Source organism: Sinanaerobacter chloroacetimidivorans, from assembly GCF_018128545.1.
GTDB lineage: Bacteria > Bacillota > Clostridia > Peptostreptococcales > Anaerovoracaceae > Sinanaerobacter > Sinanaerobacter chloroacetimidivorans.
Genome location: NZ_JAGSND010000038.1, coordinates 1 through 11,555, shown reverse-complemented (window position 1 = coordinate 11,555; position 11,555 = coordinate 1). Strand labels below are relative to the sequence as shown.

14 protein-coding genes and 1 pseudogene are annotated in these 11,555 nt (G+C 39.7%); 13 read left to right on the top strand and 2 right to left on the bottom strand.

Annotated features, from left to right (window positions below; genetic code table 11):
* From KCX82_RS22610 to KCX82_RS22590, 5 genes and pseudogenes are all read left to right on the top strand, one after another.
* Positions 1 to 207: pseudogene (locus tag KCX82_RS22610) on the top strand (succinyl-CoA--3-ketoacid-CoA transferase); the annotation flags it as partial.
* A 76-nt stretch (positions 208 to 283) separates the two neighbouring features.
* Complete coding sequence (locus tag KCX82_RS22605) at positions 284 to 1,216, top strand: 3-hydroxyacyl-CoA dehydrogenase family protein (RefSeq protein WP_227020703.1); 933 nt, start codon at positions 284 to 286, stop codon at positions 1,214 to 1,216.
* 171 nt (positions 1,217 to 1,387) lie between these two features.
* Complete coding sequence (locus KCX82_RS22600) at positions 1,388 to 2,560, top strand: TraB/GumN family protein (RefSeq protein ID WP_227020702.1); 1,173 nt, start codon at positions 1,388 to 1,390, stop codon at positions 2,558 to 2,560.
* Between the two features lie 246 nt (positions 2,561 to 2,806).
* Positions 2,807 to 3,418 (top strand): TetR/AcrR family transcriptional regulator, encoded by a 612-nt coding sequence (locus tag KCX82_RS22595; protein ID WP_227020701.1) that lies wholly within the window; start codon positions 2,807 to 2,809, stop codon positions 3,416 to 3,418.
* Between the two features lie 54 nt (positions 3,419 to 3,472).
* A complete protein-coding gene (locus tag KCX82_RS22590) occupies positions 3,473 to 4,216 on the top strand; it encodes a hypothetical protein (protein WP_227020700.1) in 744 nt (247 codons plus the stop codon).
* A gap of 46 nt (positions 4,217 to 4,262) precedes the next feature.
* Here the strand turns inward: KCX82_RS22590 and KCX82_RS22585 are convergent, their stop codons facing one another.
* The gene (locus KCX82_RS22585; protein WP_227020699.1) at positions 4,263 to 5,834 is read right to left on the bottom strand and encodes a sensor histidine kinase; all 1,572 of its coding nucleotides are present in this window, start codon (positions 5,832 to 5,834) and stop codon (positions 4,263 to 4,265) included.
* Between the two features lie 311 nt (positions 5,835 to 6,145).
* On the opposite strand from KCX82_RS22585, the gene KCX82_RS22580 reads away from it, so the two are divergent.
* The 4 genes from KCX82_RS22580 to KCX82_RS22565 are packed head-to-tail and all read left to right on the top strand — an operon-like array spanning position 6,146 to position 9,153.
* Positions 6,146 to 6,994, top strand: a complete 849-nt coding sequence (locus tag KCX82_RS22580; protein ID WP_227020698.1) for a hypothetical protein — start codon at positions 6,146 to 6,148, stop codon at positions 6,992 to 6,994.
* A 21-nt stretch (positions 6,995 to 7,015) separates the two neighbouring features.
* Positions 7,016 to 7,753, top strand: coding sequence for a CPBP family intramembrane glutamic endopeptidase (locus KCX82_RS22575; protein ID WP_227020697.1), 738 nt, complete (start codon positions 7,016 to 7,018; stop codon positions 7,751 to 7,753).
* Positions 7,740 to 8,384: an ABC transporter ATP-binding protein gene (locus KCX82_RS22570; protein ID WP_227020696.1), complete on the top strand. Its 645-nt coding sequence runs from the start codon at positions 7,740 to 7,742 to the stop codon at positions 8,382 to 8,384. Before KCX82_RS22575 ends, KCX82_RS22570 begins: the two co-directional genes overlap by 14 nt.
* A complete protein-coding gene (locus KCX82_RS22565) occupies positions 8,377 to 9,153 on the top strand; it encodes an ABC transporter permease (protein ID WP_227020695.1) in 777 nt (258 codons plus the stop codon). The genes KCX82_RS22570 and KCX82_RS22565 overlap by 8 nt, the downstream gene beginning before the upstream one ends.
* Positions 9,154 to 9,175: 22 nt before the next feature.
* On the opposite strand, the gene KCX82_RS22560 is transcribed toward KCX82_RS22565, so the two are convergent.
* Positions 9,176 to 10,324 carry a glycoside hydrolase family 18 protein gene (locus tag KCX82_RS22560; RefSeq protein ID WP_227020694.1) on the bottom strand — a complete coding sequence of 383 codons (1,149 nt, stop codon included), beginning with the start codon at positions 10,322 to 10,324 and terminating at the stop codon, positions 9,176 to 9,178.
* A 159-nt stretch (positions 10,325 to 10,483) separates the two neighbouring features.
* On the opposite strand from KCX82_RS22560, the gene KCX82_RS22555 reads away from it, so the two are divergent.
* From KCX82_RS22555 to KCX82_RS23310, 4 genes are all read left to right on the top strand, one after another.
* Entirely contained in the window at positions 10,484 to 10,774 is a 291-nt protein-coding gene (locus KCX82_RS22555) for a hypothetical protein (protein ID WP_227020693.1), read from the top strand.
* Positions 10,771 to 11,052 carry a DUF503 domain-containing protein gene (locus tag KCX82_RS22550; RefSeq protein WP_227020692.1) on the top strand — a complete coding sequence of 94 codons (282 nt, stop codon included), beginning with the start codon at positions 10,771 to 10,773 and terminating at the stop codon, positions 11,050 to 11,052. The genes KCX82_RS22555 and KCX82_RS22550 overlap by 4 nt, the downstream gene beginning before the upstream one ends.
* 63 nt (positions 11,053 to 11,115) lie before the next feature.
* Positions 11,116 to 11,292: a hypothetical protein gene (locus KCX82_RS22545; protein WP_227020691.1), complete on the top strand. Its 177-nt coding sequence runs from the start codon at positions 11,116 to 11,118 to the stop codon at positions 11,290 to 11,292.
* Between the two features lie 54 nt (positions 11,293 to 11,346).
* A partial coding sequence (locus KCX82_RS23310) for a helix-turn-helix domain-containing protein (protein WP_405127721.1) occupies positions 11,347 to 11,555 on the top strand: 209 nt, incomplete at its 3' end.

Here is an 11,555-nt window from a genome sequence, read left to right as displayed (position 1 = left end):
AAGCATAAGATTCTGAAAGAATGCACCCTGCCTTATACGGCAGTGGGAGTGGTGGACATGATCATCACCGAGATGGGAGTTATGGAAGTAACACCGGAAGGAATCGTCCTGAAGGAGCTGCATCCTGATTACACGGTAGAACAGATTCAGGAAGCCACGGAATGCAAGCTGATCATCAGTCCGGATTTAAAGGAAATGGAAAGATAGATCTGGTTATCGTAAGCAATCAATGTTAAACTCTTTAAAGAAAAAAGATGACCATAACGATTAGAGGAAGATAATTATGAGAGAAATTAAAAAAATTGTCATTGCAGGTGCAGGAACCATGGGAGCCTCCATGGGCCAAACTTTTGCAAAATTCGGTTATCAGGTTGTATTATATGACCTTTTTCCGGAAGCATTGGTAAAGGCTAAGAAACTGATTGCCATCAATCAGGAAACAGAGGTGTCTGAGCGGATTTTGTCTAGAGAGGATTCGGAGGAACTCCTTGACCGTATTGACTATTCCGCAGATATACATTGCTTTGAGGAAGCTGATTTTGTGGTAGAAGCAATTCTGGAAAGAATCGAAGTAAAGCACAAATTTTGGGCTGAAGTATCGGGCCTGGTGGGTGAAGATGTGGTATTGGCGACCAATACCTCAGGATTAAGCATTACAAAGATCGCTGAAGTCGTCTTTAATCCGGGAAGGTTTCTGGGAATGCACTGGATCAATCCCCCACATATTATTCCTTTAATTGAAGTAATTAAAGGAGAACATACTACGGATGAAAGTGCCGAAATTGTTAGAGATTTGGCATTGAAGGTAAAAAAGAAGCCTGTTATTGTAAAGGACGCTCCAGGATTTGTTTTGAACAGAATCCAGCTGGCGATCCTGAGAGAATGCCTTCACATTCAGGAACGTGGTATTGCCTCTATTGAAGCCATTGACGATGTCATGAAATATGGCCTGGGATTGCGCTATGCCTGCCTGGGACCCTTTGAAGTATCTGATCTGGGTGGTCTTGACGTATTTAGCAATATTGCTTCTTATTTGTTTGCTGACTTATCAAATGCCGATGCAAGCTTTGGTCTTCTCAAAGAGTGTGTGGATGAAAACCGCCTTGGCGTTAAAAGCGGGGCCGGGTTCTATGATTACTCCAACGGGAAGGATGAAGAGGTTATTAAGTATCGTGATCAAATGTACACCAAGCTTGTAAAGTGCTTATATGAATAACATCGCATAACTGAATCACATTTGGAGCAGCCGTATGAATCATACGGCTGTTTTTGTTACCTAATGGAAGAAGGTATAGTAAATCCTTTGATTACATTGACAATCCGGAAGGATACAATTATGATAGGGAAAGAGAAGAACCCGAATGAAGATGCAAAGGAACAAGAATGAATGATTACGGAAAACGGAAATATAACGAGAATAACTGACAATGGGAAAGAGTATATCCTGATTGGAACCGCACATGTATCCAAACAAAGTGCAGAGCAGGTAAAGGATGTAATTGAGTCTGAAAAACCTGATTCTGTGTGTATAGAATTGGACGAACAGCGATATCAGACGATAATGGAAGGCAGAAAGTGGCAGGAGACGGATATTTTTAAAATAATCAAGGAAAAGAAGGCTACTTTATTATTAATTAATTTAGTGATTTCTTCCTTTCAGAAACGGATGGCCAAGCAATTCGGCATTCAAGCAGGTCAGGAAATGATACAGGGGATCAAATCTGCCAATGAAATTCATGCCAACATTGTGCTGGCTGATCGAAATATTCAGACGACATTTTCAAGAATCTGGCACAATGTTGGCTTTTGGGGCAAGATAAAACTGATGACCAGTATTGTATTGAGTATTTTCAGTGACGATACCATTTCTGAAGAAACCCTGGAACAAATGAAGACCCAGGATATGCTTAACTCGATGCTCAATGATTTGACAGAATCCTTCCCCAAATTAAAAGTACCCCTTGTTGATGAAAGAGATCAATACCTGGCACAGAAAATCAAGGATGCTCCTGGCAGCAAGATTGTTGCCGTCTTAGGTGCCGCCCATGTTCCCGGTATCAAGAATGAAATTTTTAAGGAGCATGATTTGGAACTCTTGAATAAGGTACCGCAGAAATCCAAGGTGGGCAAAATCCTGTCCTGGATATTTCCGCTGTTGATTATCGTGCTGCTGGTCTCCATCTTTATCGCAAATCCATCGGCAGGTGCGCAGCAGTCCCTGAATTGGATCCTGTGGACCGGTACCTTTGCAGCTTTGGGAACAGCCTTGGCTTTTGGGCATCCCCTTACCATCCTGACTTCCTTTGTAGCGGCACCGATTACTACGCTGCATCCGCTGTTTGCCGTAGGATGGTTTGCCGGACTGACCCAGACTTATCTTCGCAGGCCCAGCGTTCAGGATTTTGAAAATCTTGTAGAAGATGTCTACAGCTTGAAAGGCTTCTGGAATAACAAGGTGACAAGAATTCTATTGATTGTGACACTGGCCAATGTCGGGGGATCCATTGGAACATTCATCGGCGGAGTCGATGTTATCCGTTCCTTTATTGAGCATTTCTAGCAGATAAAAACCTGATGACTGCAACTGAATAAAAATCAAAACGTACAGAGGGGCCCTCCCTCTGCTTTTTTTTTTAAATTTTTTAAAAATATCATTGACAAATAGTATAAAGTTGAATATATTAACAGTGTTAATGAAATATATATATGTTAATAAATTTTATAATTGTTAAAGTTATAAAAAACACACGCTCGATCAAACAAGAAGCCACAGAGAAAAAAGAGGGGAAATAGGAAGACGATGACGATGACGAAAGAAATAGCAAAAGATGAGAAACAAAGCCTGAAAAGGAATCGCATGAAAAAATATTTTTTGGAGGCTGCGAAAGAAATTATTATGAAAGAGGGGGTCGAAAATGTTTCTGTCAGAAAAGTAGCTAATCTGGCAGGCTATTCTTATGCCACGATTTATAATTATTTTGCTGATGTCAATGAGCTGCTTTGGGACGTTAAAGAGTTCATGATCCATGATTTGATCGATTTTATTCAAAAAGAAATGCAGCAGACCAAGTATGATATCCATGGGATAAAAACGCTTTTCAAAATATACATTGCATATTATATTCAAAACCCCGCTATTTTTAAATTTTTCTATTTGCATCCGCTGATCCGGCCAAATAAAACAGGGGATTCCACAGAAAAAGATCCTGATTTCCAATCACTGTGGGCAGAAACTTTTAAGGGTTTCGTGACGGAAGGTATTATAGATGCGAAAGATATTGAAGTAATAGCAAAAATTTTTATATATGCTATGCATGGAATGCTGACTTTAAATATTTCTTATCACGAGGAAATGAACGAGGAAAGCATTTATGAAGATATTGAAAAAATAGCCGATTATCTTCTGACCAAAAAATAACCGCAGCGGAATGATTGCGGATTTTCATTAAAATTTTATAATAAGGAGACTAAGATGACTATAACAATGTGTAAATCGGATGCTGCCCATAAGGCGGATTCCGGCTGGAATCGTATTTACAAATTAGGGGGTATCGCTGCTCTGATTGCCTTCACATTATTTTTACTGGATATTATCATTTCTTTCGGGGGAGGAGACGTAGACCCGAACACGCTCACCGCTGTGGACTGGTATGCGATCTACGAAAACAACCGGCTCTTTGGACTGCGTATGCTGGGTTTTATCAATGTTATTTCCTTAACGGTGACCATTCCGTTATATCTGGCAATTTATGCACTTCATAAAGAGTCCTATAAAGTATATGCCACCCTAACGATCATCCTTTATCTGATTGGAACGGCGATTTATCTTTCAAATAACGCGGCAATACCCATGTCTGTTCTTGGCAGTAAATACTTCGCCGCGGCAACGGTGTCTCAAAGAGAACTGTTAGCGGCAGCCGGAGAAGCAATCCTTGCAAAGGGGGCAGATTTTACACCAGGTAGTTTTATTGGTTTTATCCTAACAGAGGCAGCAGGAATTTTCTTTTCCTTGATCATGTTAGGCGGCGGGATATTCAGCGGAAAAACTGCCTGGGCAGGAATTTTAGGATTTACACTTCTAACGGTATTTACCGTTTGGGTAACCTTTGTATCGGGTTACTTTCAAATAGCAATGATAACAGCCATGTTTGGCGGCATCTTTAGTTTGGCCTGGCACCTGCTGACTGCACGCAGGCTGTTGCAATTATCCCAATAAATCATGGAAGGGAAAGAAAATCCCTGTGAGAATTCATGTTAGCTATCTAAAATATAATATCAGACAGCTCTAAAGAAGCAGCTTGCTGAATTCGATCGCCGCTGATTTTTTGCTGAGAAATATCGTAATTATTTTGAACTTTGGGAAGCAGAATCGTGAAGGTAGAGCCGCGATTCACTTTGCTCTTCAGGGAAATGGATCCGCCCAGTGTGTCCACCAGGGATTTCACTAAGTAGAGTCCAATACCCGTTCCCTCTGCCTGCCGGGAATAGGAACTGTCGGCTTGTCCGAATTGCTCAAAGATTATGGCTTGCTTATTTTTAGGGATGCCTATCCCCCTGTCCTTGACTTCGATTTTAATGAAATTTCCTTGTGTTGACAGCCGGACACCGATTGTATTCATGGGAGGTGTGAATTTTATGGCATTGGAAAGCAAGTTCAATAAAATCCGCTCGTACTTTTCCTGATCCAAAGTAATCATTTCATCGGGACATGAGGTATGGAATGTTAAATCTAATTTTTTTTGCTGAGCAAACACTTTTACCGATTCGGTGATTTCACGGGTATAGGATACAATTTCGGTTCTCGTGAATTGGACTTTCATCTGCCCGGCTTTGATCCTCGTGATATCAAGAAGATTATCAACCAATCTTTGCTGCCTAAGGGAATTCTGATGGATTTTATTCAGGTAGCCTTTCATTTTATCGGTGATGTCATCCTTGCACACGATTTCAATAGTTTGTAACGCGGCATTGATAATGGTTATGGGTGTTTTGAACTCATGTGTGATGAGGGTGATAAAGTTGTCCTTAATTTCAATGGTCTCTTTCAGCAGCTGCTTTTCTCTCAGCTCTGCATCGTGAAGGGCTTTATCCAATAGTTTTCTTTCCGTAATGTCCCTGGACAATCCTGTAGTACCAATCATATTTCCATATTCATCGATGACAGGGCTTTTATATTCTTCTTTCCATCTGCCGTTCTCATATTTTTCGATAAAATGCCCGTTTTTCCTTTCGGTCAGATTGGAACTGTCTTTGATCAGATACATGTCGTCCAAATTTTTTGCAAAGAGTTCGCAGTCTCTTTTTCCGATGATTTCCTCTTTTAATCTTCCGCAATAGTTTTCGAAGGGGCGGTTAACTGCAATATATCTGTCCTTCGTATCCTTGATCCAGGCGATGAAAGGCAAATTGTCCAGCATGACATTCATTTGAGAGGTTAACTTTGATATTTCATCTATCGTGTCTTTTCTGTCTGAAATATCATTGACAATGGAATGCAGGTATTTATTACGGCCAATGTGAATCAGACCGGCATGTACGCTAACATCCTTGATCTCGCCGGTGGCCATTCGATGCTTAAACAAAAAGTTGCTTTTCACGTGATTCACAACCAAATTCATTTTAGCCATTACTTTATTATTTGGTAATATATTGATATCCGTAATTTTTAATGAAAGAATTTCTTCATAGCTATATTGATAAAAGGAGCATGCTGCCAGGTTGGCATCAACAATTCTCATAGTCTGAAAATCAGTAATTAACATAGGAGTTACGTTATTCTTGAAAAAAGTGTTGTAAAAAAAATCGTTATCTTTGTTTTTCAAATAAAGATCCATACTTATCTCCTTTCAACTACGAAAATATGAAATTATAAAAGTACACCGGGCGCTGCATAAACGTAAAAAAGGTGAAAAAAACGGTGTAACACTCCAAATACCGTAAGCATTACCCCGTAAGTTTTTCCCTGTATATGATTATGTAGTGTTTTTTAGTGTACTATAGATTACTATTGCTTACAAGTTATTTTTAGATATTTTAAAAGAAAAAAAGATAGAAAAAATTAAGTTTTTCTTGTTGACAAAACTGAGTTATAACATATAATTATATTATAGATTTATACGTTATAAAAAGAAAGGCTGATGTGCAAATGGACCTTATTTTACGAAAAAATGACAGTGCAACGAGTTTGCTTCTATTTATTTATAACCATTATGTGACAGAAACTTCTAATGATCGTTTGAAATTATCAAGTCTGCTTGAGATACTAAAGGTCTTTGATAAAAATGAATCCGCGATACGGATGTCACTGTCCAGGGCAGTGAAATCTAATGTGCTTGTAAACTCCAGAGAGGATGGAGATGTGTATTACACTCTTTCTCATCTAGGCAGGGAATCGATTGAAAGTTGGAATAAGGGGGTAAATAGCTATTGGAGGAGATATCATCTTCGCCACTTGCCATGGAATGGCAAATGGTATCTAATCAATATAGAGTTTCCCGATGACAAGAAACAGAAATCTGAAATGATTGATCAGCTGCATCAAATAGGATTTTCATTCCCAAACTCAAAAATAGGTATTTCACCGTATGATTTTAGGAATGAAGTGGATACCTTGACAAAAAAATATGGAATGGAAAAGGATATACTCGAAATGTACGGCGACATGTATATCAAAAAAGAAATGAAGGAGTTTCTTGAAGAAGTCTATCATATAGAGATCCTCAAGAAAAGATATGAAGAATTTATTGGCAAGTGGTCCGGAAAATTTCAGGAACTCAAAGAAGAATGCCGGAAGGATCATTTTGTCGGCAATGGATTGGCGCTCCCGGTGCTTCATGAACTGGGATGGCAGTTTTTTAGCATTGCTGCCAATGATGCGGTACTCCCAATAGATCTTTATCCCCTTTGGGAGGGGGACAGAGCGGCAGCTATAATGAAAGATCTAAAAGGATTATTATTAGAGGCATCAATAAAATATTTAGTTAAATTCAAATAAATTTTGATAGAGGTAACTATTATGAACCATAAATTAATGAAATGGAACCCTACGAAAGAATTGTGGGTAGTGCTCTTATCCTGGATGCTGGTTGTATTGACATTTTATATTTCATTTCAAGTGATCACAATTCAGAGAGTGGCAGCTCAGTTTGTTACCTTTGGAATCATAGGAATTGCAATGTTTGGAGTATTTTTACCGGTTGTCTGGACCCTCTTTGTTATGAAGAGACCGTTAGCAAGCTTAGGGATTAAAAAGGATAAGCTTGCAGTCAGTATTGGATTATGCTTTATCTTTTCTGTCGTTCAATATTATTTGACGCTAAGTAAGATGATTCTTCCCGACTTGCATGAACTGGTTCCTCTTGGTGCCATGGCCCTGGCTGTTGGATTCTATGAAAATATTTTTTATAGGGGATGGGTACAACTAAAGATGGAAGAATTTTTCGGTATCATTCCAGGAATCTTTCTCAGTGCACTGATTTACTCTCTGTATCATGTCGGTTATGGAATGCCTGCTGATGAACTGCCGGTGTTGTTTATCATTGGGCTTGTCTATTCCTCCCTATTCCGGCTGACATCTAATATTTTTATACTATATCCGCTGCTTACACCAATGGGGGCGCTTTTTACTCAAATACGAGACCAACTAGTAATCCCTTTTGAAGCTACCTATGGTTTTTTGGATGTGATCCTGTTGATTGTAATTGGTCTGGCTATCCTGTCAAGGCGAAAGGAGAAGAAAGATGTTCGTATTTAACGATGTAAAATACAAAAAAATTTTGGAGATCCCCAATCTTACAATAGAGCCTGAAAAAATCATTACCTTTGTCGGTGCCAGCGGCAGCGGTAAAACCACTGTTTTAAGACTCATGAATAAAATCATTTCCCCTACAGAGGGCAGTATTTTTTATGATGGCGAGGATTTGAAAAAAATCCCCTCCATTGAATTGAGAAGAAAAGTTATGATGCTTTCCCAAAACCCTGTGATGTTTGGGGAAAGCGTGAAGGATAGTCTGATTGCAGGCTTTACGTTTCAGCAGAAAAAAATTCCGGATGACCAGGTACTCTATGATATGTTAGAAATGGTTCGGCTGAAAAAGAATCTCGAAGATCCGGTAGGGGTGCTCTCAGGAGGTGAAAAGCAAAGATTGGCTCTGGGGCGTATTTTGCTTCTTGATCCGGAGGTATATCTGTTTGATGAACCCTCTTCCGCGCTGGATGAGGAGACGGAAGAAGAAATTATCAAAATGCTGGCGGATCAAGTCAAGGAAAAGAAAAAAACAATGATCATGGTCACTCACTCAAAGGGGGCGGCTGAAAGATACGGGGATGAAATCATAGAAATGGCAAATGGAAAGATTCTGAACAGAAGGAGCAAATATGAATAATATCATTGATTTAACGTTTTGGCAAATTCTCTTAGCATATATATTTGTACTGATTGTACTGTTTTTTGTTCATAAAAGAGGTTTAAAAAGAGAAAAGGAAATTGTTATCTCCTCTCTGCGAATGACCTTGCAGTTAATCTTAACGGGGTATGTGCTGGTTGCGATCTTCAGCTATCCGAATCCGTTGCTTACCGGTGTCATGATTCTGCTGATGGAGATCTTCGCTATCGGTACCATCCTGAGGAAATTTAAGGGAAAAGTGACTTCAAAACTCAGAAAGATCATAGCAGTATCCATGTTTTTCGGCACCTTTTCCTGCCTGATCTATTTTTTATTTATCGTTGTCAGAATTTCGCCCTGGTACGACCCGAGATATTTTATTCCAATTGCAGGCATGTTGATCGGAAACTCCATGACAGGGATATCCCTCGGAGTGAAATCCCTGTCTGAAGGAATAGAAACTCAAAGAAATCTGATAGAAGAAGCATTGATACTTGGAGCGACACCTCAAATGGCAATGCGGGAAATTATTAATCGCACTTTTGATGCGGCCATTATGCCGACAATTCAATCCATGATGGGAATGGGCATCGTATTCTTGCCGGGAATGATGACAGGCCAGATTCTTTCCGGAACGTTGCCTACTACCGCCATAGCGTATCAAATCGCAATCATGCTGGGCATTCTTGGGGCAGTGTCCGTTTCCGTCATGATCATGCTTCAGCTTGGATATCGTACTTATTTTAATGAGGAAGATCAGCTTCTTTAAGGCCTTCCACAGAATCGCAGAATTATTTCTGAATTCCGTCATACAACGCGTTCAAAAGGAGTTGATTGGAGTCAAGACTCAATTCCCAGATCATGGCGCCGGCGAGTTCTTTTGTTTTGATATAATCCGCTTTGATTTTAATCGATTCGGCATCTTCATAATTAATAAAGGTAGATCCGTTAAAAAGCCAGGGGATCTTGGATTCAGAATGAAAGTATCGCACATAACCGGGTTTCAGCAGATGATTTGCGGTGATGTCCCGGAAGCTGATGGAATTGGTACTTTGATAGGGCTGATACAGGCCATTCTTGTTGTTTTTTACCGAAGTGTAAATATGTCCGTAAAAAGGGATTCCCACAACGAGCTTGTCCTTTGGAAAACCGGCTTTCAGCCAGAGGTCCACACTGGAATCCACACTCCATTTGTATTGCGGTGATACATCTTTATTGCTGTATAAGGGAGCATGAAAATCCGTATATTGATCCCAGGAACCATGGATATCATAGGTCATAAGGGAAGCGTAATCTAAATAAGGATGAAGCTTGGACAACTCAATATTTTTAAAATAAAAGGCGCTTGCTCCGCCGGCTATGGAGAGAAGATATTCTTTCTTGTCTTTTGACTCTTGAGCATCCAATTTTTGCCGTATTGTTTTCAGAAGGAGGGTAAAATTTTGCTTGTCCTCGGGACGATAGGTATTGTCGGCCAAACCGCCGCTGACAGGGTATTCCCAATCAAGGTCGATGCCATCAAAACCATATTTGGTAATGAAGTCAACGCAGCTGTCCGCAAAGACTTCTCTTGATTTTTCCGTGAGAGCCGCATCTGAAAATCTCCCGGACCAGGTCCAGCCTCCTACGGAGATCAAGGTTTTCAGGTTTGAGTTGTTCTTTTTCAGATCATTTAACAATTTGAAATTTTTCGGATCGATATCCGGAAAACCCAGGGTTATCTTCAGATCCGAACCTATGGCGGCAAAGGCGTAGTTGATATGGGTTAGTTTACCGACATTGATGCTTTTAGGAGTGAAGCCTCCGTAGGCAGCCCAAGCCGCATAATAACCAATGATTTTCTTCCTGGGTTGGGGGCTGGTTAAATTGGTACCGGATGTGAAGCTGCATAGTATTAGTGTTATCACAATGGATAGCGAAATAATTCTTATGTAGTTCATATGTACGTTTTCCCTTTGGCCTTTCTTGGAATTTCATATTGATGAAAGTATACCATTGCCGCTTTCAAATTGATAAATGTAATATTTGGTATAAAGTTTGCCGTTTCGGCCATGTTATAAATAGGCATCCGCTGCTAAATTTACTTCAGGAGGAAATCAATGAACGAATCCAAAATATTAGTTTGCCCCTATTGTCATAACAATTATTTTCATGTGAAATATGAATCATCCTTTGTGTATTCCTATGTGATTGATTCCGACGCTCCGGGATTGAAGAACACAGATGAATTCCTGTCATTTCAATATGATAACAGGGAACATAAGGATGCCAGGCAGTATCTTGAGTGTCAGTCCTGCTGGGCCCAGTTCCCTTGCAGCTTCAACCAATGGGATAAGAACATGGGGATCAAGGATTTGCAAGCTGTCATCGATAAAGGTGGAAATCTATGATTATCGGTGCTATCACAATAAAACTTTATGCACCTTGGGTACATTCCTTAAAGGAAAAACGTATGATTGTAAAAAGCTTGTGCGGAAAACTAAAAAACAAATTTAACCTCTCGGTAATAGAAGCAGAGGACCAGGATGTCCATCAAACCATTGTAATTGCCGCAGTTTATGCGGCACAGAGCCAGGCCCAGGGGGATAGCATTCTGGAACATGTCATAAACTTCGTAGAAGAAAATACAGAGGCGCAAGTCCTTGAAGTCAGTCATGAGTATCGTTAGCCTAAGGTGTTGGCTTAAACTGTTAAAATAGATTTGTTAAAGTTAAATCATAGGAGGAAAAATATGAAGAAAACAGGTCAGGTAATCAATGAAATGATTCATTATTATGCTGGAGATCCCCTGCAGATAAATCATTTCTTGAAAGTCTACGGATTTGCTAAAGCCATTGGAGAAATGGAGGGGTTAGATGCAGAAACTCAGGAAATCCTTGAGAAACATGCTGGAATACATAGGGTATAACTGTACCTGATGGACTAAAAATAGGAGCCCGCCTTTTATTGATATGCTCCCCTTATGGTAGACAGTTTAAAAATAAAAATTGTTTGCCATAAGGAGGAGTATATTTTTATGGAACGAAAAGGTAAATTTTCACCAGAGGATAAATTAAAATATGTTCTCAGGTGTATAGAAGGCGAGGATTCTATCAGACATACTGCAACTATGATTGGTATCAACTATGAATCTTTTAGGCAATGGATTCATAATTACCAATCCTTAGGCAT

What these genes read in the sequence shown, in the direction of transcription:
- KCX82_RS22605 (WP_227020703.1), top strand. Translation starts at nt 284, where the DNA reads ATGAGAGAAATTAAAAAAATTGTCATTGCAGGTGCAGGAACCATGGGA.
- KCX82_RS22600 (WP_227020702.1), top strand. Translation starts at nt 1,388, where the DNA reads ATGATTACGGAAAACGGAAATATAACGAGAATAACTGACAATGGGAAA.
- KCX82_RS22595 (WP_227020701.1), top strand. Translation starts at nt 2,807, where the DNA reads ATGACGAAAGAAATAGCAAAAGATGAGAAACAAAGCCTGAAAAGGAAT.
- KCX82_RS22590 (WP_227020700.1), top strand. Translation starts at nt 3,473, where the DNA reads ATGACTATAACAATGTGTAAATCGGATGCTGCCCATAAGGCGGATTCC.
- KCX82_RS22585 (WP_227020699.1), bottom strand. Translation starts at nt 5,834, where the DNA reads ATGGATCTTTATTTGAAAAACAAAGATAACGATTTTTTTTACAACACT.
- KCX82_RS22580 (WP_227020698.1), top strand. Translation starts at nt 6,146, where the DNA reads ATGGACCTTATTTTACGAAAAAATGACAGTGCAACGAGTTTGCTTCTA.
- KCX82_RS22575 (WP_227020697.1), top strand. Translation starts at nt 7,016, where the DNA reads ATGAACCATAAATTAATGAAATGGAACCCTACGAAAGAATTGTGGGTA.
- KCX82_RS22570 (WP_227020696.1), top strand. Translation starts at nt 7,740, where the DNA reads ATGTTCGTATTTAACGATGTAAAATACAAAAAAATTTTGGAGATCCCC.
- KCX82_RS22565 (WP_227020695.1), top strand. Translation starts at nt 8,377, where the DNA reads ATGAATAATATCATTGATTTAACGTTTTGGCAAATTCTCTTAGCATAT.
- KCX82_RS22560 (WP_227020694.1), bottom strand. Translation starts at nt 10,324, where the DNA reads ATGAACTACATAAGAATTATTTCGCTATCCATTGTGATAACACTAATA.
- KCX82_RS22555 (WP_227020693.1), top strand. Translation starts at nt 10,484, where the DNA reads ATGAACGAATCCAAAATATTAGTTTGCCCCTATTGTCATAACAATTAT.
- KCX82_RS22550 (WP_227020692.1), top strand. Translation starts at nt 10,771, where the DNA reads ATGATTATCGGTGCTATCACAATAAAACTTTATGCACCTTGGGTACAT.
- KCX82_RS22545 (WP_227020691.1), top strand. Translation starts at nt 11,116, where the DNA reads ATGAAGAAAACAGGTCAGGTAATCAATGAAATGATTCATTATTATGCT.